This is a genomic window from Salmonella sp. SJTUF14076 (assembly GCF_015534835.1).
Taxonomy (GTDB): domain Bacteria; phylum Pseudomonadota; class Gammaproteobacteria; order Enterobacterales; family Enterobacteriaceae; genus Salmonella; species Salmonella enterica.
The window spans coordinates 1,236,683-1,263,326 of record NZ_CP064674.1; the positions used below are offsets into that span (position 1 = coordinate 1,236,683).

General features: G+C 52.5%; 19 protein-coding genes, 1 tRNA gene and 3 rRNA genes. 14 read left to right on the forward strand and 9 right to left on the reverse strand.

Going from position 1 to position 26,644, the window contains the following annotated elements; translation table 11 throughout:
• Position 1: 1 nt before the first annotated feature.
• The 4 genes from HU143_RS06055 to HU143_RS06070 are packed head-to-tail and all read left to right on the forward strand — an operon-like array spanning position 2 to position 3,467.
• On the forward strand, positions 2–532 hold the full coding sequence (locus HU143_RS06055) for a tail fiber assembly protein (protein WP_001215677.1): 531 nt from the start codon (positions 2–4) through the stop codon (positions 530–532).
• Complete coding sequence (locus HU143_RS06060; RefSeq protein WP_054175280.1) at positions 522–1,247, forward strand: hypothetical protein; 726 nt, start codon at positions 522–524, stop codon at positions 1,245–1,247. Before HU143_RS06055 ends, HU143_RS06060 begins: the two co-directional genes overlap by 11 nt.
• Complete coding sequence (locus HU143_RS06065) at positions 1,219–1,764, forward strand: hypothetical protein (RefSeq protein WP_000200789.1); 546 nt, start codon at positions 1,219–1,221, stop codon at positions 1,762–1,764. Before HU143_RS06060 ends, HU143_RS06065 begins: the two co-directional genes overlap by 29 nt.
• Complete coding sequence (locus HU143_RS06070) at positions 1,764–3,467, forward strand: hypothetical protein (protein WP_089541748.1); 1,704 nt, start codon at positions 1,764–1,766, stop codon at positions 3,465–3,467. Before HU143_RS06065 ends, HU143_RS06070 begins: the two co-directional genes overlap by 1 nt.
• 1,033 nt (positions 3,468–4,500) lie before the next feature.
• On the opposite strand, the gene HU143_RS06075 is transcribed toward HU143_RS06070, so the two are convergent.
• The 3 genes from HU143_RS06075 to bamD form a co-directional block, all read right to left on the reverse strand.
• Positions 4,501–4,887 (reverse strand): hypothetical protein, encoded by a 387-nt coding sequence (locus HU143_RS06075; protein WP_001748131.1) that lies wholly within the window; start codon positions 4,885–4,887, stop codon positions 4,501–4,503.
• A gap of 157 nt (positions 4,888–5,044) precedes the next feature.
• Entirely contained in the window at positions 5,045–5,383 is a 339-nt protein-coding gene (gene raiA / locus HU143_RS06080; protein WP_000178449.1) for a ribosome-associated translation inhibitor RaiA, read from the reverse strand.
• Positions 5,384–5,654: 271 nt separating this feature from the next.
• Positions 5,655–6,392 (reverse strand): outer membrane protein assembly factor BamD, encoded by a 738-nt coding sequence (bamD, locus tag HU143_RS06085; RefSeq protein WP_000197660.1) that lies wholly within the window; start codon positions 6,390–6,392, stop codon positions 5,655–5,657.
• Between the two features lie 131 nt (positions 6,393–6,523).
• Here bamD and rluD point away from each other — a divergent pair, with 131 nt between their 5' ends.
• From rluD to HU143_RS06130, 9 genes are all read left to right on the forward strand, one after another.
• A complete protein-coding gene (gene rluD / locus HU143_RS06090; protein WP_000079130.1) occupies positions 6,524–7,504 on the forward strand; it encodes a 23S rRNA pseudouridine(1911/1915/1917) synthase RluD in 981 nt (326 codons plus the stop codon).
• Complete coding sequence (yfiH, locus tag HU143_RS06095; protein ID WP_000992640.1) at positions 7,501–8,232, forward strand: purine nucleoside phosphorylase YfiH; 732 nt, start codon at positions 7,501–7,503, stop codon at positions 8,230–8,232. The genes rluD and yfiH overlap by 4 nt, the downstream gene beginning before the upstream one ends.
• Before the next feature lie 129 nt (positions 8,233–8,361).
• Positions 8,362–10,935, forward strand: coding sequence for an ATP-dependent chaperone ClpB (clpB, locus tag HU143_RS06100; RefSeq protein WP_001235094.1), 2,574 nt, complete (start codon positions 8,362–8,364; stop codon positions 10,933–10,935).
• A gap of 455 nt (positions 10,936–11,390) precedes the next feature.
• Positions 11,391–12,932 (forward strand): 16S ribosomal RNA (locus HU143_RS06105).
• A gap of 170 nt (positions 12,933–13,102) precedes the next feature.
• Positions 13,103–13,178: transfer RNA gene (locus tag HU143_RS06110), tRNA-Glu, on the forward strand.
• A gap of 183 nt (positions 13,179–13,361) precedes the next feature.
• Positions 13,362–16,369, forward strand: a 23S ribosomal RNA gene (locus HU143_RS06115).
• A gap of 191 nt (positions 16,370–16,560) precedes the next feature.
• A 5S ribosomal RNA gene (gene rrf / locus HU143_RS06120) occupies positions 16,561–16,676 on the forward strand.
• The 16S, 23S and 5S rRNA genes sit together here with 1 tRNA gene alongside, the layout of an rRNA operon.
• A gap of 208 nt (positions 16,677–16,884) precedes the next feature.
• Positions 16,885–17,340 (forward strand): DUF4385 domain-containing protein, encoded by a 456-nt coding sequence (locus HU143_RS06125; protein ID WP_023227274.1) that lies wholly within the window; start codon positions 16,885–16,887, stop codon positions 17,338–17,340.
• Between the two features lie 103 nt (positions 17,341–17,443).
• Entirely contained in the window at positions 17,444–18,745 is a 1,302-nt protein-coding gene (locus HU143_RS06130; RefSeq protein WP_000807818.1) for an MFS transporter, read from the forward strand.
• Here the strand turns inward: HU143_RS06130 and HU143_RS06135 are convergent.
• The 5 genes from HU143_RS06135 to trxC form a co-directional block, all read right to left on the reverse strand.
• Positions 18,742–19,065: a YfiM family lipoprotein gene (locus HU143_RS06135; RefSeq protein WP_001264473.1), complete on the reverse strand. Its 324-nt coding sequence runs from the start codon at positions 19,063–19,065 to the stop codon at positions 18,742–18,744. The genes HU143_RS06130 and HU143_RS06135 overlap by 4 nt on opposite strands.
• A 44-nt stretch (positions 19,066–19,109) precedes the next feature.
• A complete protein-coding gene (pssA, locus tag HU143_RS06140; RefSeq protein ID WP_000949286.1) occupies positions 19,110–20,465 on the reverse strand; it encodes a CDP-diacylglycerol--serine O-phosphatidyltransferase in 1,356 nt (451 codons plus the stop codon).
• Between the two features lie 114 nt (positions 20,466–20,579).
• Entirely contained in the window at positions 20,580–23,240 is a 2,661-nt protein-coding gene (pat, locus tag HU143_RS06145) for a protein lysine acetyltransferase (RefSeq protein WP_000082642.1), read from the reverse strand.
• A gap of 53 nt (positions 23,241–23,293) precedes the next feature.
• Positions 23,294–23,974 carry a tRNA-uridine aminocarboxypropyltransferase gene (gene tapT / locus HU143_RS06150; RefSeq protein ID WP_023227275.1) on the reverse strand — a complete coding sequence of 227 codons (681 nt, stop codon included), beginning with the start codon at positions 23,972–23,974 and terminating at the stop codon, positions 23,294–23,296.
• 72 nt (positions 23,975–24,046) lie between these two features.
• Positions 24,047–24,466, reverse strand: coding sequence for a thioredoxin TrxC (trxC, locus tag HU143_RS06155; RefSeq protein WP_023227276.1), 420 nt, complete (start codon positions 24,464–24,466; stop codon positions 24,047–24,049).
• 203 nt (positions 24,467–24,669) lie between these two features.
• Here trxC and HU143_RS06160 point away from each other — a divergent pair, with 203 nt between their 5' ends.
• Complete coding sequence (locus HU143_RS06160; RefSeq protein ID WP_000997368.1) at positions 24,670–25,707, forward strand: tRNA/rRNA methyltransferase; 1,038 nt, start codon at positions 24,670–24,672, stop codon at positions 25,705–25,707.
• Positions 25,708–25,822: 115 nt separating this feature from the next.
• On the opposite strand, the gene ung is transcribed toward HU143_RS06160, so the two are convergent.
• A complete protein-coding gene (gene ung / locus HU143_RS06165; RefSeq protein WP_000179978.1) occupies positions 25,823–26,512 on the reverse strand; it encodes a uracil-DNA glycosylase in 690 nt (229 codons plus the stop codon).
• Positions 26,513–26,644 lie beyond the last annotated feature (132 nt).

Below are 26,644 nucleotides of genomic sequence, written 5' to 3' on the forward strand. Positions count from 1 at the left end.
AATGAGACATTTTAAAAAATTCACTAAAACAACGGAATTAACCCCTGTTCAGCAGGAGTTATCAGAGAACTGCAGCGTTCAGTTTATCCACGATGAATCAGGTGTTGACTGGTATGTGCTACAGAAATTATTTCAGCCAGACACACTGAAAATACAGTATGACAAAACAGGGCTGATTATTGCTGCGGATAAAGATGCAACAAAGTTATTTCCGCTGAATTGCTCTGTTGTGGAACTCGCTGATACTGATATTCCTGATGGTTTCCAGGCTGGTAATTTTACCTATAGCAACGGCGTTATCGCACCTGTTCAGGTTGATTATGTTGCTTTAGCGACAGCAGAACGCGACCGGCGCATGGCGTCGGTCACGTCAAAAATCAATCAGCTTATGGAAGCGCAGGATGATAGTGATATTACTGATGCCGAGCTGGTCGAACTTTCCGATTTACGTGAAGTGCGTACAAAATTGCGCCGTCTGGATCTGACTGGTGCGCCAGATATTGACTGGCCGGAGGTACCGGATGTGGCGTGAAGCGCGTCTGGCTTTTACGGATTCTCTGGCTGCGCTGGATTGTTCCGTCGTTCCGGCGCATCCGTGGATTCACGGTCTGGGGCAGCAGACTGATAACGGGGCATACCTGAGTCCGGTCAATGCAATCCATTATCTGGCGGAAAGGCTGGCCGGAACGGGAGGCAATACCGATGTGGTGATCATGATGGTAACGGGACAGACCCATGAAAACTTCATGAAGGGGCTTAACAGCCTGGTGGATGTTTTCCCCGCGCCCGCATTCACCCAGGTTAGACGTCTGGCTGAGTCTGCGGCGACACTGGCTACTGAGAAAATGCAGATCCCCGCGAAAGCCGGGGCAGGACTGCCGGTTGCCATTCCGCTGTCCGTTCCGACCAGCAGGGCAGCGTTATCCGCTGCCGCTATCAGTGAGGCGCAGAAAGCGGCTGGCGCCGGATTCAGCCTGGACGGGCTGAAACAACAGCTGGAGGAATTTACGCAACTGCGTGACAGCCTGATTAACGATGTGGCCAGCGGCCTTGCTGATTTGCAGGGGAAAAGCGCCAGGGCATGGGTATTTACGGCCAGTGGCGACACCGCCGCCACCCTTCTGGCGCTGGTAAAGGACATTCCGCAGCCTTCAGCTGTTTATACTGCGGCAATCATGCTGGCCGGAAAAAATCTTGATGGAATAAGGGGCATGATTCATGACGTCGATCCCGACACTGGCGCTTAATGGTGAGGCCATACTGCTGAAAAACATGCGCGTGACCGTTTCCCAGCAGTTTCAGGATAAAGACCAGTCCGGTCAGACCAGCGCGACCACCAAATCAGAGCAGGGGGCAAAGGGCAAAGAGCTGCGTATCAGCGGCGAAATACCCTTTAAAAACCCGGAGATCCTGAAGCGTATTTTTGAACTGGCCAGCGCCACCGATGCAGACGGGAAACGCATGAAATACCGCGTTGCGCATGAGGTGGCCAGAGCGGTGAATTTTCGTGAGGCCACCTTCAGCGGAATGCTGGATGCACCGCCGCAGGACGGGAAAATGGCCTGGCTGGTCACGTTCACCCTGGCGGAACATGTCAGCGTACAGGAGAAGCGGGAAGCCAGGGCAACCGGTAAAACAACGGCAAAAAAACAGACGGCCAGCAGTACGGGACAATCCGGTGGCCAGAGTGCCGGAGAGGATGAAGAAAAACTGACGTGGTTTGAACGCAGGGTGCTGAAGCCCGTCAATGATGCTTTAGGTTAATGATGAAACCAGTAAAACGCCTTTACCTTTCAACGGATGAAATACACCTGGCTGACGCCAGTCTGGTGCTGGAGCTGAACAGCTGCGGACGTGGCTTTATTACGGCACAGACGACCACAGACTACACCGGCAAACTGGTACGGCTGGATGTGGGGTATTCCGGTTTACTTCTGCGCTGGTTTACCGGCTATGTGGAGCGCTCACAGCCTGCCGAAAACGGTTATCAGCGTCTGTTTGTCCGCGAGCTGGCTGGCGTGTTTGAGCGGATGTGGCCATGCTCATTTCAGCATCCCACACTGCGCGATGTGGCCGGATGGCTGGAGGAAAACAGCGGGATCAGCATTGCGGTACCGGATGTGCCGTACAGTGATAAACCGATCCCCCATTTCACCCATAACGGGACGGGATACCAGCTGCTGAATAACCTGGGCAGGGCATTCAGTATCACGGATTACATCTGGTATCCATTGCCGGATGGTTCGCTGTATGTCGGCGGCGCAGAAAAGGCGCTGTTTGCCGGACGCCCGGTAGAAATCCCGGCAGAGTTCAGCCAGGGAACGGCGGGCGGTAATTCCATGACATTGCCGGTGATCCAGAGTCTTCGTCCGGGCGTGGACGTGAACGGGGAACGCGTGACCAAAGTTCATCTGACGAATGACACAATGACCATCACCTGGACACCACGGAACCGCGCCACAGGTCAGCCATTGCAGAAAACACCGGCGCAGCGCCAGATAGAAAGCCATTACCCGGAACTGGCTTCAGGTCTTCACCTGCCCAAACTGGCCAGGGTGGTGGCGCCCAGCGAGGCCGTAAAAAGCGGTAATTTTGCCGACCCGTTCCGGCCACGGTACGCTGTTGACGTGCAGCTGCTTGACGCGGACGGCAACCCGGACAACCAGACGCCGGTATATTCCGCCGTACCGCTGCCGGTGCCAATGGCCGGTAACGATTCGGGAATGTTCCAGTTTCCACCGGAAGGAACGCTGGTAGAAGTGGCGTTTACGGGCGGCAGACCGGACAAGCCCTTTATCAGGCAGACGCTGCCGGATGGCACCAGTCTGCCGGACATTAAGCCCGGCGAACAGCTGCAACAGCAGCGAGCGGAAGTCTCGCAACGCGTGACACAGGCAGGAGACTGGGTACGCCAGACGGATCAGACCATCAGTGAAACATCGATGGCGCGGACGGTGAAAGCCGACACGGAACGACGAGAACTGGTCAGCCGTGAAACCACGGTGAAAGCCACGGATAAAATCACAGTACTGGGTACCGCCACGCTGATGGCCGGAGCCATACAGCAGGTCAGTGCTGGCGACTTCAGCCAGGCGGTAAAAGGAAACCGGCTGGCCAGTATTACAGGAAATGAAGAAACCGAAATCGCCGGGCAGCTGTCCACGAAAGTGGCCGGCGCCATGAATGTTGATGTGGGGGGAACCCTGACAGAAAAGATTGCCGCATTACGTAAATCCGTGGCAGCGGGCGGTCAGCAGATTATGGGGCCAACCGTGCATATCGGTAGCGAGGGCGTAAATACGCTAACCATGATGCTGGACACCATTGATTTACTGGCAGAGCTGGCGCAGCAATGTGCGAGCCATTCACACCCCAGTGTTGGTACGCCGACGAACGCGGGCGCATTTAATCAGACAGCAGCGAAGGCCGGGCAGACCCGGAGCAAGTACCAGAACATCATCGCCTGATTCTCTCTTTTCAGCCCGCATAATGCTGGCTTTTTTATCCCCACTTTCAGACCGTATCAGACGCATTTTTAGCGTCGTTAATATCTGCCCCCGTTCATCCATTACCACATTTGTTTCAGTGGCACAGCAAGCCGCTGCGGCTGTCTGTTGGCGACGAAATAACGGAGGAAGAGACGAAAACGGCGCTACACCGCACCCGCCTGCGGTTTTCGTGTTGAGAATGATTTCAGTTTTTCCGGTCGTACAAAACACATCGCCAGACCGCGCCAGCGCTGGGGCTTTGGCAGTGGTTCGCCAACTGAAATGTGTGAAACAGATTTCAAGGATTTCAGTTTTTGTGCGATTGCCGGCTATGGGGGAGAAATATCGGAGCCTGATTACATGCGGGATTAACAGCGATTACGTGACTTTTTACGTAACGACCGCAGCGGGATCACGTAAGAGCGTGTAAGTGTCCAGGCCTTAACTGGCGTACTCTGGCGCGGAATGGCAGTGGAATGCGGAACTGAAATACTTTGCACAGCCTGAACCATTGCCATACCTGCACTAACGTAGACGCTCCAGTGCTCAAGTCACTAACAGTTAGATATACAAAACTACCAACAAATCAGGGTGATTTCTGACCAATTCTGATTTTTTCAAAAATTGAGGGGGACCATCGGAAAACCGTCACAAACGTCACAAGATTTAAAAATAGTATCTATCTATATGATATTAAATAATAAATAGGCATTACTAAAACCATCACAAAAACATCACAACAGCATCACAGTGTGACGGTCTTAGATCATCACAAATCTGTTTTATAACTCACTGAATTTATTGGGTGTGACGGTTTGCGTTACGTTTTGTGATGGTTTTACCGTCACAACATTTATTTATAATAATCATATGGTTAATGTGTAATTTCAGGATGCGTGATGGTTGTGACGGTTTTCCGATGGCCGTCTTAAATATGAGAGGTGGGGGAGCGCAAATTCATTAACATTTTACAGATACAAAAAAGCCCCAGAGAATGGGGCTATTGCTGCGTTTACTGGTCGTCTTGTTTGGGCTTCACAACCACTGATGCCAGCTTGTCGATCAGACGTTCGCAAGCCTCAACATCTTTCAGGCTACGCAATTTTACCTTTGCTGTTTTCGGCTCATCACCGCGAGTGCAAAGATTCAACTCGATTTCAACATCGTTCCTGTTCAGTAATCCCATAATAACCCCTGCTAACTTCCTTGCCTGAGTAGCCACTTCAAAGATGAGATTAAGTCTATCTGGTGCATTGTTGGAAAAGCAAACAGTGTTACTAACGTCAAACCCGTTACTTTTGAAGTAATCTTTTATTGAAGCTGAAAGTTCAGGAGGACAAGCAAGCCTGACGCCGGCCAGTTTTGATTGATGTAGTGGTGCTCCTTCTAACTCTTGCATTTAAGGCTCCATATGAAAAAACCCCAGATTCGGGGTTTTTTGTTGTCGATGTGGTCGATATGTGGACGCTGGTTGAAATAAATCCTTTTATTTCAGTGTGCTACAGTGAAATAAAACGCGCCCGAAGGCGCGTTGGCGATACACTCAATGTAAGGGACTACTCTTCTTCTGCTTCGACGAAGCTGGCATCTTTCACCGATGCGGTGGCACGACGGGCTTCGCCTTTGTGCTGCACTTTATTGAGCTGCCGTTCCAGCTTGTTGATCAATTCATTAATAGCGGTGTACATATCTTCGTGTTTTGCGCTGGCGACCAGATGTCCGTTCGGTGTATTAATGGTGGCGTCAGCAATAAAACCCTGTGGCTCTTTAGACAGAATGATATGAGGATTAATCAGGTGAGTTTGCCATTTTTCCAGTTTGGCGAGACGGTCTGCGACATGTTGGCGGATTGCCGGAGTAATTTCCATTTGTTTACTGGTAATGTTCATTGTCATAAATTTTACCTCTTGTCTTTCCCGTCTTGGTGATTCCAGCATACCGTTCTTAATGTCAAAATGTGTGATGTAAATCACATTATTTTGTCACTTTTTGTCAAGGCGAACTTTTTGTGAGGCATCGCAGGAAGAAGCGATCTTTTACTTGAGGAATGGCTGAAAGCAGGCCATATTTGACTGGATGCGTTGCAGTGAAATCATTTCTGTTGCATCAGATATCGAATAAAAAAACGGCAGCCGGAAGGCTGCCGTTTTGCTTGTTGGTATTGCTTCAGGTGTTTTTGCTGTTAGCGGCAATAATTTTCGCGACTTTGTCAGCCTGCGCATTCAGCTGCATCTGACGATAGGCGTTTTCCATCAGCGGCAACGCATCGCGCGTGGCCTGCGTATCAGGATAATTGCGTAGCATACCTTCTACCCGGTTTACGACCGCAACCCATGCGCCGCGCGCGGTATAGTACTCTGCGACGGAATATTCATATTTCGCCAGACGGTCTTTCAGGAATACCAGACGCTTAGTGGCGTCGGTGGTGTACTGGCTATTAGGATAGCTGCGTACCAGTTTCGAAAAGTCATTGAACGCCGCCCGCGCATGTTGCGGATCGCGATCGCTGCGATCGACGCCAAAGAAACCTTGCAGCGCGCTATCATCCAGCGCCATGTTCGTCAGGCCGCGCATGTACATGACATAGTCAATATTAGGGTGCGTTGGATTAAGACGCATAAAACGATCGATGGCGGCCTGCGCTAGCGGCAAATCGGCGTTTTTGTAATAGGCGTAGATAAGATCCAACTGCACCTGCTGAGAATACGGTCCGAATGGATAACGATTATCTAACGCTTCCAATTGCGTTATTGCCTGTTTCCAGTTACCGTCCTGCAGCTTTTGCTGAGCAGTCGCGTAGATTTCATTCGGCGGATTATCGGGCACCTCTTCCTTTGAACCCGAGCAACCCGCCAGAAACAGGCTCAACGTGGCTGCTGCCACCAGATATTTCATGCGCGTCATGACGTTTTGACTTTCCTCAAAATGTTTTACGGGAGATTCTCTGTTCCTGCTCCCGGTTAAGACCAGCTACAATAGCACACTATATTAAACGGCAAAGCCGTAAAACCCAACGTTAAACGAAGAAGCTGTATATGGCACAACGAGTACAACTCACCGCAACGGTCTCCGAAAACCAACTCGGTCAACGCTTAGATCAGGCTTTGGCCGAAATGTTCCCGGATTATTCACGTTCGCGTATAAAAGAATGGATTTTGAATCAGCGCGTGTTGGTCAATGGTCAACTTTGCGATAAGCCAAAAGAAAAAGTGTTAGGTGGCGAGCGGGTGGCTATTGATGCGGAGATCGACGAAGAGATTCGTTTTGAAGCGCAGGATATCCCGTTAGATATTGTTTATGAAGATGACGATATTCTGGTTATCAACAAACCACGCGATCTGGTGGTACATCCTGGCGCGGGTAACCCGGACGGTACGGTACTGAACGCGTTGCTACATTATTATCCGCCGATTGCGGATGTCCCGCGCGCGGGCATTGTGCATCGTCTGGATAAGGACACGACGGGGCTGATGGTGGTGGCCAAAACCGTTCCGGCGCAAACGCGCCTGGTGGAGTCTTTGCAGCTGCGCGAGATCACCCGCGAATATGAAGCGGTCGCGATCGGACATATGACGGCGGGAGGAACGGTGAATGAACCCATCAGTCGTCACCCGACCAAACGTACCCATATGTCGGTGCATCCCATGGGCAAACCGGCGGTGACCCACTACCGCATTATGGAACATTTCCGTGTGCACACGCGTCTTAGGTTGCGTCTGGAGACCGGGCGTACGCACCAGATCCGCGTGCATATGGCGCATATTACGCATCCGTTAGTGGGCGATCAGGTCTACGGTGGTCGTCCACGTCCACCGAAAGGCGCATCGGAAGAATTTATTTCCACGCTGCGTAAGTTTGACCGCCAGGCGCTTCATGCAACGATGCTGCGTCTCTACCATCCTGTATCGGGTATCGAAATGGAGTGGCACGCGCCGATTCCACAAGATATGGTGGACCTTATCGATGCGATGCGCGCCGATTTTGAAGATCATAAAGATGATGTGGACTGGTTATGAATGCACTGATTGTCCCGCAGTGGCCGCTGCCGAAAGGCGTCGCAGCCTGTAGTTCTACCCGTATTGGCGGGGTGAGTTTACCGCCTTACGACTCGCTGAATCTGGGCGCGCATTGCGGCGATAACCCGGAGCATGTTGAAGAGAACCGCAAGCGTCTGTTTGCGGCGGGCAATCTGCCTTCGAAACCTGTCTGGCTTGAACAGGTTCACGGTAAAAATGTGTTGAGGCTTACCGGAGAACCTTATGCCTCCAAACGTGCGGATGCGTCTTACAGCAATACGCCAGGAACCGTCTGCGCGGTAATGACGGCAGACTGCCTGCCTGTGCTATTCTGTAACCGTGAGGGAACAGAAGTGGCGGCGGCTCATGCGGGCTGGCGCGGATTATGTGAAGGCGTACTGGAGGAAACTGTCACCTGCTTTGCTGACAAACCAGAAAATATCATCGCCTGGTTAGGTCCGGCGATCGGCCCGACCGCGTTTGAAGTGGGGCCGGAAGTGCGTGACGCATTTTTAGCAAAAGATGCGCAAGCCGATAGCGCATTTTTGCCGCACGGGGGAAAATTTCTGGCGGATATTTATCAGCTTGCACGCCAACGTCTGGCGAATACCGGCGTTGAACATGTCTATGGCGGGGATCGCTGCACCTTTAGCGAAAGTGAGACTTTCTTCTCTTATCGTCGCGACAAGACGACAGGTCGTATGGCAAGTTTTATTTGGCTGATATAACCTAAAGAATCAAGACGATCCGGTACGGGTAACTTTCTTTTCACATAATTCAGGTCATTCACCTTGAATAATTGAGGGATGACCTCATTTAATCTCCAGTAGCAATTTTGACCTGTTATGGGAGGAGTTATGCGTCTGGATCGTCTTACTAACAAATTCCAGCTTGCTCTTGCCGATGCCCAGTCGCTCGCGCTGGGGCACGACAACCAATTCATCGAACCTCTTCATTTAATGAGCGCCTTGCTGAACCAGGAAGGGGGATCGATACGTCCTTTATTAACCTCCGCCGGCATTAATGCTGGCCAGTTGCGCACCGCTATCGATCAGGCGCTGAGCCGTTTACCGCAGGTGGAAGGCACCGGCGGCGACGTACAGCCTTCTTCGGAACTGGTACGCGTACTGAACCTTTGCGACAAGCTGGCGCAAAAACGGGGGGACAATTTTATTTCGTCAGAGCTGTTTGTTCTGGCGGCGCTTGAGTCTCGCGGCACGTTAACCGATCTGCTGAAATCAGCCGGTGCGACCACGGCCAATATCACTCAGGCAATTGAACAGATGCGCGGAGGTGAAAGCGTGAACGATCAAGGGGCTGAAGACCAACGTCAGGCCTTGAAAAAATATACCGTCGATCTGACCGAGCGGGCTGAACAAGGTAAGCTTGACCCGGTAATTGGTCGTGATGAAGAAATTCGCCGTACCATTCAGGTACTGCAACGTCGTACTAAAAACAACCCGGTGTTAATCGGTGAGCCAGGGGTCGGTAAAACGGCAATTGTTGAAGGGCTGGCGCAGCGCATTATTAATGGTGAAGTTCCTGAAGGCTTAAAAGGCCGCCGCGTACTGGCGCTGGATATGGGCGCGCTGGTGGCCGGGGCGAAATATCGCGGCGAATTTGAAGAGCGTCTGAAAGGCGTGCTGAACGACCTCGCAAAACAGGAAGGCAACGTCATCCTGTTTATTGACGAGCTGCACACGATGGTTGGCGCAGGTAAGGCCGATGGCGCCATGGACGCCGGGAATATGCTGAAACCGGCGCTGGCGCGTGGTGAACTGCACTGTGTGGGCGCCACCACGCTGGATGAATACCGTCAGTACATTGAAAAAGACGCGGCGCTGGAACGTCGTTTTCAAAAAGTGTTTGTCGCAGAACCTTCAGTGGAAGACACCATTGCTATTCTGCGTGGCCTGAAAGAACGTTACGAGCTGCACCACCATGTGCAGATCACTGACCCGGCGATTGTGGCGGCGGCAACATTATCTCACCGCTATATCGCTGACCGTCAGTTGCCGGATAAAGCTATCGACCTCATCGATGAAGCGGCATCCAGCATTCGTATGCAGATTGACTCTAAGCCGGAGGAGCTGGACAGGCTCGACCGCCGCATTATTCAGCTCAAACTGGAACAGCAGGCGTTGATGAAAGAGTCTGACGAGGCGAGTAAAAAACGTCTCGATATGCTGAATGAAGAACTGGACGATAAAGAGCGTCAGTATTCTGAGTTAGAAGAAGAGTGGAAAGCGGAAAAAGCGTCGCTCTCTGGTACGCAAACTATTAAAGCGGAGCTGGAGCAGGCGAAGATTGCCATTGAGCAGGCGCGTCGTGTGGGCGACCTCGCGCGAATGTCTGAACTGCAGTACGGCAAAATTCCGGAGCTGGAAAAACAGCTGGAAGCCGCGACCCAGTCGGAAGGTAAAACCATGCGTCTGTTACGTAACAAAGTAACGGATGCGGAAATTGCCGAAGTGCTGGCGCGCTGGACCGGTATTCCGGTTTCCAGAATGCTGGAAGGCGAACGTGAAAAACTGTTGCGTATGGAACAAGAGTTACACAGCCGTGTGATCGGGCAGAACGAAGCGGTTGAAGCGGTATCTAACGCGATTCGCCGTAGCCGTGCTGGGCTGTCCGATCCGAACCGTCCGATTGGTTCATTCCTGTTCCTTGGGCCGACCGGGGTCGGTAAAACCGAACTGTGTAAAGCGCTGGCTAACTTTATGTTCGACAGCGACGACGCGATGGTGCGTATCGACATGTCTGAGTTTATGGAGAAACACTCCGTGTCTCGTTTGGTCGGGGCGCCTCCGGGATATGTCGGCTATGAAGAAGGCGGTTATTTGACGGAAGCGGTGCGCCGTCGCCCTTATTCCGTCATCTTGTTGGATGAAGTGGAAAAAGCGCATCCGGATGTATTCAACATTCTGTTGCAGGTGCTGGACGACGGTCGACTGACTGACGGGCAGGGGAGAACGGTCGACTTCCGTAATACGGTGGTTATTATGACTTCTAATCTCGGTTCCGATCTCATTCAGGAGCGCTTTGGCGAACTGGATTACGGTCGAATGAAAGAGATGGTGCTGGGTGTGGTTAGCCAAAACTTCCGTCCGGAATTTATCAACCGTATTGATGAAGTTGTGGTATTCCATCCGTTAGGTGAGCAACACATCGCTTCTATTGCTCAGATCCAGCTGCAGCGTCTGTACAAACGTCTGGAAGAACGTGGTTATGAAATCCATATCTCCGACGAGGCGCTGAAACTGTTGAGCGCCAACGGTTACGATCCGGTCTACGGGGCGCGTCCGTTAAAACGTGCTATTCAACAGCAGATCGAAAACCCACTGGCGCAGCAAATCCTGTCTGGTGAACTGGTTCCTGGCAAAGTGATTCGCCTTGAAGCCAATGATGATCGTATTGTGGCAGTGCAGTAAGTCACAAATTTGAATAAAACGGGCCCTGACGGGCTCGTTTTTGTTTAAAAACCAGGCGAAAATAGGCTTTTGGTTCAAATGTTGTTTGAAAAGTGAACGGTTGAGCTTTTTTTTGCATTTAGGTCTTGTCAGGCTCTAATAACTCCCTATAATGCGCCACCACTGACACGGAACAACGGCATACAGGCCGCCGGGTCAGAAAGGCTTCGTTAAGAAGTCTGTGAGGAAAGCGAAAATAAAGGCTTGACTCAAAAAGAGGAAAGCGTAATATACGCCACCTCGCGACGGTGAGCTGAAAGCCGCGTCGCACCTGCTCTTTAACAATTTATCAGACAATCTGTGTGGGCACTCGAAGATACGGATTCTTGACGTCCTCGGACGAAAAATGAATACCAAGTCTCAAGAGTGAACACGTAATTCATTACGAAGTTTAATTCATTGAGCATCAAACTTTTAAATTGAAGAGTTTGATCATGGCTCAGATTGAACGCTGGCGGCAGGCCTAACACATGCAAGTCGAACGGTAACAGGAAGCAGCTTGCTGCTTCGCTGACGAGTGGCGGACGGGTGAGTAATGTCTGGGAAACTGCCTGATGGAGGGGGATAACTACTGGAAACGGTGGCTAATACCGCATAACGTCGCAAGACCAAAGAGGGGGACCTTCGGGCCTCTTGCCATCAGATGTGCCCAGATGGGATTAGCTTGTTGGTGAGGTAACGGCTCACCAAGGCGACGATCCCTAGCTGGTCTGAGAGGATGACCAGCCACACTGGAACTGAGACACGGTCCAGACTCCTACGGGAGGCAGCAGTGGGGAATATTGCACAATGGGCGCAAGCCTGATGCAGCCATGCCGCGTGTATGAAGAAGGCCTTCGGGTTGTAAAGTACTTTCAGCGGGGAGGAAGGTGTTGTGGTTAATAACCGCAGCAATTGACGTTACCCGCAGAAGAAGCACCGGCTAACTCCGTGCCAGCAGCCGCGGTAATACGGAGGGTGCAAGCGTTAATCGGAATTACTGGGCGTAAAGCGCACGCAGGCGGTCTGTCAAGTCGGATGTGAAATCCCCGGGCTCAACCTGGGAACTGCATTCGAAACTGGCAGGCTTGAGTCTTGTAGAGGGGGGTAGAATTCCAGGTGTAGCGGTGAAATGCGTAGAGATCTGGAGGAATACCGGTGGCGAAGGCGGCCCCCTGGACAAAGACTGACGCTCAGGTGCGAAAGCGTGGGGAGCAAACAGGATTAGATACCCTGGTAGTCCACGCCGTAAACGATGTCTACTTGGAGGTTGTGCCCTTGAGGCGTGGCTTCCGGAGCTAACGCGTTAAGTAGACCGCCTGGGGAGTACGGCCGCAAGGTTAAAACTCAAATGAATTGACGGGGGCCCGCACAAGCGGTGGAGCATGTGGTTTAATTCGATGCAACGCGAAGAACCTTACCTGGTCTTGACATCCACAGAACTTTCCAGAGATGGACTGGTGCCTTCGGGAACTGTGAGACAGGTGCTGCATGGCTGTCGTCAGCTCGTGTTGTGAAATGTTGGGTTAAGTCCCGCAACGAGCGCAACCCTTATCCTTTGTTGCCAGCGGTCCGGCCGGGAACTCAAAGGAGACTGCCAGTGATAAACTGGAGGAAGGTGGGGATGACGTCAAGTCATCATGGCCCTTACGACCAGGGCTACACACGTGCTACAATGGCGCATACAAAGAGAAGCGACCTCGCGAGAGCAAGCGGACCTCATAAAGTGCGTCGTAGTCCGGATTGGAGTCTGCAACTCGACTCCATGAAGTCGGAATCGCTAGTAATCGTGGATCAGAATGCCACGGTGAATACGTTCCCGGGCCTTGTACACACCGCCCGTCACACCATGGGAGTGGGTTGCAAAAGAAGTAGGTAGCTTAACCTTCGGGAGGGCGCTTACCACTTTGTGATTCATGACTGGGGTGAAGTCGTAACAAGGTAACCGTAGGGGAACCTGCGGTTGGATCACCTCCTTACCTTAAAGAACTGTTCTTTGCAGTGCTCACACAGATTGTCTGATGAAAAGTAAATAGCAAGGCGTTTACGCGTTGGGAGTGAGGCTGAAGAAATAAGGCCGTTCGCTTTCTATTAATGAAAGCTCACCCTACACGAAAATATCACGCAGCGCGTGATAAGCAATTTTCGTGTCCCCTTCGTCTAGAGGCCCAGGACACCGCCCTTTCACGGCGGTAACAGGGGTTCGAATCCCCTAGGGGACGCCACTTGCGCGGTAATGTGTGAAAGGCGTTGCCATCAGTATCTCAAAACTGACTTACGAGTCACGTTTGAGATATTTGCTCTTTAAAAATCTGGATCAAGCTGAAAATTGAAACACAGAACAACGAAAGTTGTTCGTGAGTCTCTCAAATTTTCGCAACACGAAGTGAAACATCTTCGGGTTGTGAGGTTAAGCGACTAAGCGTACACGGTGGATGCCCTGGCAGTCAGAGGCGATGAAGGACGTGCTAATCTGCGATAAGCGCCGGTAAGGTGATATGAACCGTTATAACCGGCGATTTCCGAATGGGGAAACCCAGTGTGACTCGTCACACTATCATTAACTGAATCCATAGGTTAATGAGGCGAACCGGGGGAACTGAAACATCTAAGTACCCCGAGGAAAAGAAATCAACCGAGATTCCCCCAGTAGCGGCGAGCGAACGGGGAGGAGCCCAGAGCCTGAATCAGCATGTGTGTTAGTGGAAGCGTCTGGAAAGGCGCGCGATACAGGGTGACAGCCCCGTACACAAAAGCGCATGTGCTGTGAGCTCGATGAGTAGGGCGGGACACGTGGTATCCTGTCTGAATATGGGGGGACCATCCTCCAAGGCTAAATACTCCTGACTGACCGATAGTGAACCAGTACCGTGAGGGAAAGGCGAAAAGAACCCCGGCGAGGGGAGTGAAAAAGAACCTGAAACCGTGTACGTACAAGCAGTGGGAGCCCCACCACTAAGCCAGTGGTGAACTCCACATACGCATCCTTTGCTGATGGCAATGGTTAACGGAGCGAAAGCGACGTTCAACCGCAAAACAAGCAGAGGGGGCTTAGTGGTGGGGTGACTGCGTACCTTTTGTATAATGGGTCAGCGACTTATATTCTGTAGCAAGGTTAACCGTATAGGGGAGCCGCAGGGAAACCGAGTCTTAACCGGGCGTTAAGTTGCAGGGTATAGACCCGAAACCCGGTGATCTAGCCATGGGCAGGTTGAAGGTTGGGTAACACTAACTGGAGGACCGAACCGACTAATGTTGAAAAATTAGCGGATGACCTGTGGCTGGGGGTGAAAGGCCAATCAAACCGGGAGATAGCTGGTTCTCCCCGAAAGCTATTTAGGTAGCGCCTCGTGAATTCATCTCCGGGGGTAGAGCACTGTTTCGGCTAGGGGGCCATCCCGGCTTACCAACCCGATGCAAACTGCGAATACCGGAGAATGTTATCACGGGAGACACACGGCGGGTGCTAACGTCCGTCGTGAAGAGGGAAACAACCCAGACCGCCAGCTAAGGTCCCAAAGTCATGGTTAAGTGGGAAACGATGTGGGAAGGCCCAGACAGCCAGGATGTTGGCTTAGAAGCAGCCATCATTTAAAGAAAGCGTAATAGCTCACTGGTCGAGTCGGCCTGCGCGGAAGATGTAACGGGGCTAAACCATGCACCGAAGCTGCGGCAGCGACACTCAGGTGTTGTTGGGTAGGGGAGCGTTCTGTAAGCCTGCGAAGGTGGCCTGTGAGGGTTGCTGGAGGTATCAGAAGTGCGAATGCTGACATAAGTAACGATAAAGCGGGTGAAAAGCCCGCTCGCCGGAAGACCAAGGGTTCCTGTCCAACGTTAATCGGGGCAGGGTGAGTCGACCCCTAAGGCGAGGCCGAAAGGCGTAGTCGATGGGAAACGGGTTAATATTCCCGTACTTGGTGTTACTGCGAAGGGGGGACGGAGAAGGCTATGTTGGCCGGGCGACGGTTGTCCCGGTTTAAGCGTGTAGGTGTGTGTTCCAGGTAAATCCGGTTCACTTTAACACTGAGGCGTGACGACGAGGCACTACGGTGCTGAAGCAACAAATGCCCTGCTTCCAGGAAAAGCCTCTAAGCATCAGGTAACATCAAATCGTACCCCAAACCGACACAGGTGGTCAGGTAGAGAATACCAAGGCGCTTGAGAGAACTCGGGTGAAGGAACTAGGCAAAATGGTGCCGTAACTTCGGGAGAAGGCACGCTGACACGTAGGTGAAGTGATTTACTCATGGAGCTGAAGTCAGTCGAAGATACCAGCTGGCTGCAACTGTTTATTAAAAACACAGCACTGTGCAAACACGAAAGTGGACGTATACGGTGTGACGCCTGCCCGGTGCCGGAAGGTTAATTGATGGGGTCAGCGCAAGCGAAGCTCCTGATCGAAGCCCCGGTAAACGGCGGCCGTAACTATAACGGTCCTAAGGTAGCGAAATTCCTTGTCGGGTAAGTTCCGACCTGCACGAATGGCGTAATGATGGCCAGGCTGTCTCCACCCGAGACTCAGTGAAATTGAACTCGCTGTGAAGATGCAGTGTACCCGCGGCAAGACGGAAAGACCCCGTGAACCTTTACTATAGCTTGACACTGAACATTGAGCCTTGATGTGTAGGATAGGTGGGAGGCTTTGAAGTGTGGACGCCAGTCTGCATGGAGCCGACCTTGAAATACCACCCTTTAATGTTTGATGTTCTAACGTGGACCCGTAATCCGGGTTGCGGACAGTGTCTGGTGGGTAGTTTGACTGGGGCGGTCTCCTCCTAAAGAGTAACGGAGGAGCACGAAGGTTGGCTAATCCTGGTCGGACATCAGGAGGTTAGTGCAATGGCATAAGCCAGCTTGACTGCGAGCGTGACGGCGCGAGCAGGTGCGAAAGCAGGTCATAGTGATCCGGTGGTTCTGAATGGAAGGGCCATCGCTCAACGGATAAAAGGTACTCCGGGGATAACAGGCTGATACCGCCCAAGAGTTCATATCGACGGCGGTGTTTGGCACCTCGATGTCGGCTCATCACATCCTGGGGCTGAAGTAGGTCCCAAGGGTATGGCTGTTCGCCATTTAAAGTGGTACGCGAGCTGGGTTTAGAACGTCGTGAGACAGTTCGGTCCCTATCTGCCGTGGGCGCTGGAGAACTGAGGGGGGCTGCTCCTAGTACGAGAGGACCGGAGTGGACGCATCACTGGTGTTCGGGTTGTCATGCCAATGGCACTGCCCGGTAGCTAAATGCGGAAGAGATAAGTGCTGAAAGCATCTAAGCACGAAACTTGCCCCGAGATGAGTTCTCCCTGAGACTTAAAGTCTCCTGAAGGAACGTTGAAGACGACGACGTTGATAGGCCGGGTGTGTAAGCGCAGCGATGCGTTGAGCTAACCGGTACTAATGAACCGTGAGGCTTAACCTTACAACGCCGAAGATGTTTTGGCGGATGAGAGACGATTTTCAGCTCAGATTCAGAGTCCGAAGGATTTTACGCTGAGACAAGGCGGCAAACGCAGCGACGGAAGGAGCATACAGAAGTATGTGACTGACGCCCGCAAGAGCAGCCAACGCCGTATCAGTGTAAAAGACACAGGACAGAGCACAAAGAATTTGCTTGGCGGCCGTAGCGCGGTGGTCCCACCTGACCCCATGCCGAACTCAGAAGTGAAACGCCGTAGCGCCGATGGTAGTGTGGGGTCTCCCCATGCGAGAGTAGGGAACTGCCAGGCATCAAATTAAGCAAACGGCTCAGTCGAAAGACTGGGCCTTTTGTTTTTGTCTGTTTCTGCCGGATGGCGGCTCCGCCTTATTCGGCCTACAGGAATTATCCCGCCTACGAAGCTGGTGCTCTTGTAGAACTGATAAGAGCACAACCCACCCAATCGTTAACGATGAACTATCCTTTACACGTGCTTATATAAGCAGTGAGGATTTTCATTGGCTATCAAACCTTTTAACTACCAGCAGGACTTTTCCAGCATCGATTTCCGCCAGCAGCCTGAATTGTATCAGGTTGGACGAGGCGAGCAGGGGGTGCTACTGGTTGAACCCTACAAAAGCGAAATTCTTCCTTTCTGGCGCTATAAAGATGAAGCATCGGCGATGAAATCCGCAGAGCAAATCTACCAGTTGTTCGAAGCTTACCGGCAGCAGAATGATTTCGTTGGTATGGACATGGCGCGTAAATTTATTCAGATGGGATACACCCGCGCCAGGCGATACGCTAACTATAAAGGCGGTAAAAAGTATGCAGAAGACGGCAGCCTGATTACACGGGGTAATGATCCTATTAAGGCCGCGGCGGCAACGGTTTTCAAAGGTTGGTGGGATAAAATCCGTCAGGACGAAGACTATCTGAAACGGAAACGCCAGCATCAGGCACGGTGGGGATAAAAATTAGCAAACAAATAATTAACACTTTATTTACTTTTTAGTCTCGCGTAATCTGAATCTCCAAAATAAAAGGCCGATTAAGCCTGGCAACGAGGAGAACAGTATGGCAGAAATTATTCAGCGTATAGATAAAAACAACGCTGAGGCTCCGGAGATGCGGCGACGCATATGGGCTATCGTGGGGGCCTCTTCCGGAAACTTAGTGGAATGGTTTGATTTCTACGTCTACTCTTTCTGCTCGCTCTATTTTGCACATATCTTCTTTCCTTCTGGTAATACCACTACTCAGCTTTTGCAAACGGCAGGCGTCTTTGCCGCCGGTTTTTTAATGCGGCCTATCGGTGGTTGGCTGTTTGGACGCATTGCCGATCGACGCGGGCGCAAAGCCTCAATGTTGATTTCGGTGTGCATGATGTGCATGGGGTCGCTGGTGATTGCCTGCTTACCTGGTTACGATACCATCGGCACCTGGGCACCGGCGCTGCTACTTATTGCAAGGTTATTTCAGGGGCTCTCGGTAGGGGGAGAGTATGGGACCAGCGCGACATATATGAGTGAAGTTGCGCTTGAAGGTCGTAAGGGATTTTTCGCGTCTTTTCAGTACGTTACGCTTATCGGTGGCCAGTTGCTGGCATTGCTGGTCGTTGTGATTTTGCAGCAGGTTCTGGAGGATGCTGAGCTTCGTGCCTGGGGATGGCGTATTCCCTTTGCGCTGGGCGCCGTGCTGGCAGTTGTGGCGTTATGGCTACGTCGCCAACTGGATGAAACCTCGAAGCATGAGACTCGCGCGTTAAAAGAAGCCGGTTCGTTGAAAGGTTTGTGGCGTAATCGCAAAGCCTTTTTGATGGTGCTTGGTTTCACCGCGGCAGGCTCGCTGTGCTTTTATACCTTCACCACCTATATGCAGAAATATCTGGTAAATACAGCAGGTATGCATGCCAATGTCGCCAGCGGCATTATGACGGTCGCGCTGTGTGTTTTCATGTTGGTGCAGCCGTTATTCGGCGCGTTATCCGATAAGATTGGCAGGCGCACTTCTATGCTATGTTTTGGCGCGCTTGCGACGCTTTTCACCGTTCCAATTCTCTCCGCGTTGCAGAATGTGACGTCGCCTTATGCCGCATTTGCTTTAGTGATGTGCGCGCTATTGATTGTGAGTTTCTATACCTCGATTAGCGGGATCCTGAAAGCGGAGATGTTTCCGGCGCAGGTTCGCGCCCTGGGCGTCGGTTTATCTTACGCGGTAGCAAATGCGTTATTTGGCGGCTCTGCGGAATATGTCGCGCTGTCGCTAAAATCTGTCGGTATGGAGAGTTCGTTCTTCTGGTATGTTACCGCGATGGCCGTTCTGGCTTTCCTGGTTTCGCTGATGTTGCACCGTAAAGGAAAGGGCTTACGCCTTTAGTATCGCGCCATTTGCCAGATAGCGTAACCGGTTGTCGCGCCAGCGACATCCCAGACAAAATCTTTCCAGCTCCAGCCGCTGCCTTCCGGGCGGCTGTCCCAGAGTTCTTTTGAGGCTCCGAGACTCAAAGAAAACATCAGCCCTATCGCTGCGCTGCGGTCAGGGCTTACTCCCTGGTGACGCGCATACTCATTACCGGCTGCCGATAGCATCGCTGATGCCATAAAATGCTGGGCTTTATCCTGACCGCTCCAGTGGTCGTTAGCCAGATGGCTGCACCCGGAGAGAAACAACACCGTAAAAGGAATCAACACGCGCACCAGTTCACTCCTAAGAGAAAACCCCGTACAGGACGGGGCTTCGATTACAGGATACGGCTAATTAATCTGTCGATGCGGATCCGGCGCAGACGGCGAATCAATTTACGCACTTTTATCGGATAGTCGGCAATGCTCTGCAGGTCACGATAATGTTTTACGATGGTTGTGTGCGTTCGGATAAGTTCCAGCTCTTTTTCCCGCTGAGGGGCAAGCTCCTGCTTAGGATCGTGGATCAGAATGGCGTTTTCCAGATCCAGACGCCAGGCGCGAGGATTCAGATTGTTGCCGGTGAGTAGCATCCATTTATCATCTACCCACATCCCTTTCAAATGATAGGTATTGTCGTCATCTTTCCACAGACGCACCACAAGCTGATCGGTATTGACGTAATACTGTAAACGGCTCAGGAAGCGGCGCAGGTTAATCTCATAGAGATAGGGCAGCGCGCCAATGATCTTGAACGGTTCATCTTCTGGAATGTAAAAATCATTTGCGGTTTTATCGCCAACAATGATTTCGACTTTCTTTCCGTCGCGCAGTAGCTGAATAATATTCCGCACCAGTACCGCTGGTAGATTGAAGTAAGGGGTACAAATGGTGAGCTTATGCTCCGCACAGGGCATGAGATGGAAAATGGTTTTGTTCAGCAGACTGGATTTTCCAAGCCCGACCAGCGGCGTAACGGAGAGCTGCTCGTCATTAGCGTCACCCTGAAAATGATATGACGCATCACGCAGCTCCTGACGGTATAAGCGGATATCGTTTTTAATCTCCGGGCTTTTCGGCCGCTGGGTATTATCCAGACGATTCACACCACGGCCATTCATCAGATTTTGCGTCACCCAGTCAAACATGATGTCTGCCATTTGCCGATTGCGAATCAGCTGGTAGCGATCGTAGCGATATTTGTCATGCTGATGGAGATAGACATCGTTCAGGCTGGCGCCGCTGTACAGGACGCTATCATCAATGATAAAGCCTTTAAAATGCAGTACGCCAAGCGCTTCTCGTGTATTAATCGGTACGCCGTAAACCGGGACATCAATGCCGGGGTTTTCCTGCGCCAGTCGGCAATACCAGTCTGCATTGGTATTCGAGGCCGCTGCGCCAATGCGCCCGCGTTGCGCGCGATGCCAGTCGACCAGCACCCTCACGTCCAGTTCAGGACGCTGCCGTTTAGCCGCATAGAGCGCGTCGAGTATACCTTTACCCCCATCGTCCTGTTCCAGATACAGGGCAACGATACAAATACGCTGCGTCGCGCTGGCGATTTTCTCCAGCAGTGTCTCCCGAAAAGTAGCAGGAGTATAAAAGAAATCTACATCATCAACTGACTGAGAAATCTTAGGGAGTTGGGCAAGGTGTTGTTGATGTTTATTACGCTTAAATTTTGACAACATCACAGTGCATTTCTTCTCTGTTCATTGAAGGGTCCTCTGTGCTATGCAGACGACATAAGCGAGCAATAATAACATCAGTACCCGTTAAAGTGGTCAACATTTCCAGTACATTACTCACGATTCATCACATTTGGCCAGATTCAGCGTCAATCCCACGATGCCCTCGTCGAGCTGAATATCGACCTGAAATCCCAGTTTTCTGGCCAGCGCGACCATGCCGCGATTGTTCGGCATCGTAATACCGTTCAGCCGCTTCAATCCGTGATCGCGAGTATAGGCAATCAATTTCTCCATTAAACGGCGTCCTAAACCCAACCCTTTGAGATCTGAACGCACCAATACGGCAAACTCGGCATCTACGTTGTCAGGATCGGAGATCGCGCGCGTTACGCCGAGGATCTCTTCAGCGTTGTCCATCCGCCTCACGGCCACAAAGGCCATTTCTCGATCGTAGTCGATCTGCGTCATGTTGGCTAAATCTTCATGGGTGAATTCGTTGATCTCGCTGAAATAACGGTAGTAAAGATCCTCTTTGGTGACCTGTGCGATGAATTGTCGCAGTTGGGGCTCATCTTCCGGCAGGATCGGACGGAACAGGCAGCGATCGCCATTTTTCATCTCCACCCACTCTTCAAGCTGGTGGGGATAGGGGCGTACCGCAAGTCGACTTTCGTTATCGCCATCAAACGGGGCAATATCCAGCGTCACATCCAGCGCGGTAAACTCACTGGCGGAAGCCAGCAGCGGATGGATATCCAGACGCTGAATTTCCGGGCAGTCGACAATCAGGTTTGAAACCTGGACCAGCAATTGGCTTAAACCGACAATATCCAGCGGACGCAGCGCGCTACGGGCGCGAATTTTCCGCTGTTTAATGCCCTGAATCACCAGATAGCGCGCCAGATTCATGTTGAGCGGCGGCAGCGCGACGACAGCCTGCTCTTCCGGACGCCACTCTACGCCGCCTTCACCCAACATAATCAAAGGACCAAACACCGGATCGTGCTCGACCACCACACGAAGCTCCTGCGCGCCGGCGCGGTTAGCCATGCTTTGTACCAGCAAACCGTGAATCCGCGCTTGCGGCCAGGCCATCTTTACACGATCAAAAATGGCGTTCGCGGCCTGTTGTACCTCGCTTGCGGTCCGCAGGTAAAGCATGACCCCCTGAACTTCAGATTTATGCGGAATGTCGGGCGAGCGCAGCTTGAGAGCTACCGGATAGCCTATCTGTTCGGCGATATGCACCGCTTCAGCGCTGTCGCTGGCAATCCAGGTCGGGAGCGTGTGCAGCCCATAGGCGTGTAAAATCGGCTGTACTTCATGGGTATCCAGTGAGGTGGCGCCTTCCGCAATCGCCCGCTGTAACAGATTATGCGCCTCAGCGGTATTGGACGTCAGGTTACTCGGCAGCGCTGGCGTTTCCCGCAGTTGCTTCTGGTTACGCCGGTATTCCACCATATGCATAAACGCGGTAATCGTGCCTTCCGGCGTACGGTAGGTTGGTAATCCGGCTTCGCTGAATAGCCGTCTTGCCTCCTGAGACGAGAACTCGCCGCACCAGTTTGTCAGCAGCGTAACAAACTTGCCTCTGGGGTGGCGCTTAATCGTCTCGATCAGGGCATGGGCGCTTTCCGTACCCGGCGCGGCAGCGCTGGGAGAGTGGATAACCATAAGCGCGTCAAAATCCTGACTGGCGAGCAGGATATCCAGCGTTTTGACGTAATGTTCGCTGCTGGCGTCATCACACAGATCCAGCGGATTGGCAATATCAATGTGCGCGGGAAGCGCCTGCCGTAGTTGCAGGCAGGTCTCTTCGCTCAACGTCGCCAGCTTGCCGTTACGCGACCACAACTCATCTAACGCCAGCGCGGCAGGCGCGGCGCCATTGCTGATGATCATCAGTCTGTCGCCGCGTAGCGGACGCATATGGCTCAGTGTTTCGACGGCGGAAAAAAGCTCGTGCGTATCCTGGACTCGCAGCAGGCCTGCGCGCTGGATGGCCGCATCCCACGCAGGGTCCATTCCCGCGCTGGTATTAAGTAAACGCTGGGCAGCCGGGCTTCGGCCGCTTTTAATCACCAGAATCGGTTTGTTACGTGAAGCGCTACGGGCGGCGGAAACAAAACGGCGGGCGTCGCTTAACTGTTCCAGATAGAGCAAAATCGCGCTGGTCTTGCTGTCGCGCGCCAGATAGTCCAGTAGTTCATCGACATCAATATCCAGGCTATCGCCCAGCGCGATAAAGTAGGAAAAGCCCATTTCACGCTGTTGCGCCCAGTCAAGAATAGTATTGGAAACGGCGGCAGACTGGGAAATAAAAGCGAGCTTGCCCTGTTTAATCGGGACGGGAGAAAAGCTGGCATTCAGCCCTTGCCACGGCGCGAGGAGCCCAAGACTGTTTGGACCCAGCAGACGCATTTTATAATGCCGGGCACAGGCAAGAAGTTCTTCATGTTGCGACGTGGGAGCAGACAGGATAATGCACGTTTTACACCCTTTCGCGCCAAGCGCGTCCAGTAACGCCAGGTTACGGCTGGCGTTAGTGCATAAAATAGCCAGATCGGGGGTGAAAGGAAGACTGGCGATATCCGGCCAGGCCATGACGCCTAAAACGGCTTTCCAGGCGGGCGTCACGGGAAGGACGGGGCCATTGAATCCGCCCGCCAACAAGTTACGCATCATCAGGTAACCCGCGCGGTGGGGCTTCATTGATGCGCCAATCACTGCGATCGATTTTGGTCGCAGTAGCGCTTCCAGTCCTTGCTGGCTCATACCGGTTTCCCTTACACAGAAGTGACCGGATAATTTTAAACGCTTTCGCTATTTTATGCTGTGACGTTTCCCGGATGTTGCGTTTTTCCTGCCAGATAGCGCGTTTTAAAACGGGTAAAATGTTCACCTAAACTGGTTGCCGCCTCGGTATCTCCCGCCAGATCTAACAACGCTATCGCGACTTCGGCGGTGCAATATTGCCCTTCGGCATGGATTTCACGCAGACGATAAGCTGAAAGACGCGATAAATCGACGGAAATGACCGGCAGATGATCCAGATAAGGGCTTTTACGAAACATTTTACGTGCTTCGGGCCAGGTGCCGTCCAGCATAATAAACAGCGGCGGTTTCCCGACGGGCGGGGTGGAAATGACCTCGCGCGCTTCGCCGGCGTAGGACGCAGGAAAGACCACTATCGGCTGATAATCCGGATGCCGTACCAACTCCAGCAACGCCTGCGGCGGCTCGGTACGCGACCACTGAAACGCCGCGGTATCCGGCAAAATATCGGCTATCAGCCGGCCGGTATTACTGGGTTTCATCGGTTCAGTGTCAAACATGACCAGACAAAAACGGCTTTTCGCCTGAGAAGGCGTTAACGTATCACACAGGCAAGATTTTAGCGGCAGCAGGCAGCGTTGACAGCGGCGAACCCGATTGCCTCTGGCAAGAAAAGGGCGTGTAGCGCGCGCAAGCCGTTCGGCGCGTAACTGAAGGACAGCGTTATTGGTCATAGGAAGCGTTTGCGGAGAAAAACGCTATTGTGGCAGAGGTGAAAACGGGGCACAAGATGCGCCCCGTGGTGTTTACAGCGCTTCGTTCAGCCAGTTGTCGAAAGGCGCTTTAGGCACTGCGCCATTAAGCATATCGACCACCTGTCCATGTTTAAAAATCATAATCGTCGGGATGCTGCGAATACCGAAACGGGCGCTGAGTTCCCGTTCCGCCTCGGTATTTACTTTGACGAAACGGACTTTACCGCTGCGCTCTTCTGCGACATCCTCGAAGATTGGCGCAAAGTTACGGCAAGGGCCGCACCAGGGTGCCCAAAAGTCGATCACCACTGGAAGATCGTCCTTCAACAGTTTGTCCAGCGTTTCGCCGGTCGCATTAATGACTTCTCCGTCAAACAACTCATGACCGCAGCGTCCACATTTTGCCGTGTCCTGAAGCCGATCGTCGGGGATGCGGTTAATGGCCTGACAATGGGTACAAACGGTGTTCATAGCTAACCTCTGAATACGTCGGAAGACGTCCCGCTACGCGCGGGATGTTTCTATAATGTTACATATTATCGAGGAGTCTGTGCTAAACAACAATGTGTTTTATTCAATGAGTACAATAGTCGCAAGCTTTTAAACGAAATCATGGCTAACCGGATGCACATCGGGTAATCTTCGCGCTTCGCGCAGCGCTGGTGGAGAAAAGCATGAACGATGAATTAAAAAACAAAAGCGGCAAAGTCAAAGTGATGTATGTCCGTAGTGATGATGACTCTGATAAACGCACCCATAACCCGCGTACCGGGAAAGGGGGAGGCCGCCCAGCAAAGTCTCGCACTGACGGTGGACGTCGCCCCGCCCGTGATGAGCGAAATAATCAGAGCCGTGACCGTAAACATGAAACTTCGCCGTGGCGCACCGTGTCCCGCGCGCCAGGCGATGAAACGCCTGAAAAAGTCGATCATGGTGGTATTAGCGGTAAAAGTTTTATCGACCCTGAAGTTTTGCGTCGCCAGCGTGCGGAAGAGACACGCGTCTACGGCGAAAATGCCTGCCAGGCGCTATTCCAGAGCCGTCCTGACGCCATCGTGCGCGCATGGTTTATCCAAAGCGTAACGCCGCGTTTTAAAGAGGCGCTGCGCTGGATGGCGGCGAATCGTAAAGCCTACCATGTGGTGGATGAAGCCGAACTGGCAAAAGCTTCCGGGACTGAGCACCACGGTGGCGTGTGTTTCCTGATTAAAAAGCGTAACGGTACGACCGTTAAGCAATGGGTAAAGCAGGCGGCGGATCAAGACTGCGTGCTGGCGTTGGAAGATGTCGCTAACCCGCATAATCTGGGCGGCATGATGCGTAGCTGCGCGCACTTCGGCGTGAAAGGCGTGGTGGTACAGGATGCGGCGTTGCTGGAGTCCGGCGCGGCGATTCGTACTGCGGAAGGCGGGGCGGAGCATGTCCAGCCGATCACTGGTGAAAGCATTGTTGACGTACTGGATGATTTTCGTCAGGCGGGGTACACCGTGGTGACGACGTCCAGCGATCGCGGTCAGGCGCTCTTTAGTACGACCCTGCCGGAAAAGATGGTGCTGGTCTTAGGCCGTGAATATGACTACCTGCCGGAAGCGGCGCGCGAACCCGACGATCTGTGCGTGAAAATTAACGGCACCGGGAACGTGGAAAGCCTGAATGTGTCGGTTGCGACAGGCGTACTGCTCGCCGAGTGGTGGCGACAGAATAAAGCGTAAGGGCTGCAGCCCGGTGACGCAACGCGCGCCGGGCCAATGATGTACTTCCTACCGCCCGGTCAGACAAGGCGCTTTCGCGCCGTTATCCGGGCGATAAAACGGCGAGTCGCCAACGTTATTCACTCTCAGCCGGTAATACTGGCGTCCAGTCGATAGTTTTCTCGCCGTGTTGTTCCAGCCATTGGTTCGTTAGCGCAAAATGGTTACAGCCAAAAAATCCGCGGTGCGCAGAGAGTGGCGAGGGATGCGGAGCTTTCAGAATATGGTGGCGCTGTGGATCAATAATCGCGCCTTTCTTCTGGGCGTGCGAGCCCCACAGCAAGAAGACGACCCCTTCGCGGTGTTGGTTAATCAGGCTTATCACTTTATCCGTAAAAGTTTCCCACCCCAGGCTGGCATGAGAGTGCGCCTGGCCTGCCCGTACCGTGAGCACCGTATTCAGTAACAGTACGCCCTGGCGCGCCCAGCTTTCCAGATAACCGTGCGCGGGGCGAACAAAGCCGGGAATGGAGGCTTCCAGCTCTTTGTACATATTCACTAATGACGGCGGGGGAGCGATCCCAGGGCGCACGGAAAACGCCAGACCATGTGCCTGGCCGGGGCCGTGGTAAGGATCTTGTCCCAGGATCACCACCTTAACGTCGCCCAGTTCCGTGAAGCGAAAGGCGTTAAACACATCTTTTTGCGGCGGGTAGACCGTGATACCCGACTGACGCTCGCCAGCAACAGTGTGAAGCGTATTGATAAAGTAAGGTTGCTGTTTCTCATCAGCCAGCACATCGTGCCAGGTTAACTCAGTCGCCATCTCGCTCTCCTGCGAATTTCCAGTTCCCTTAGCTTAACTGCTTCTTTCTGCAGTGCAAAATCCTGCGTGCTACAAAAACGGTTACCTACAAAAGATAGTTGAAAATTTATGTAAAAAGTTTATAGGTCTGAA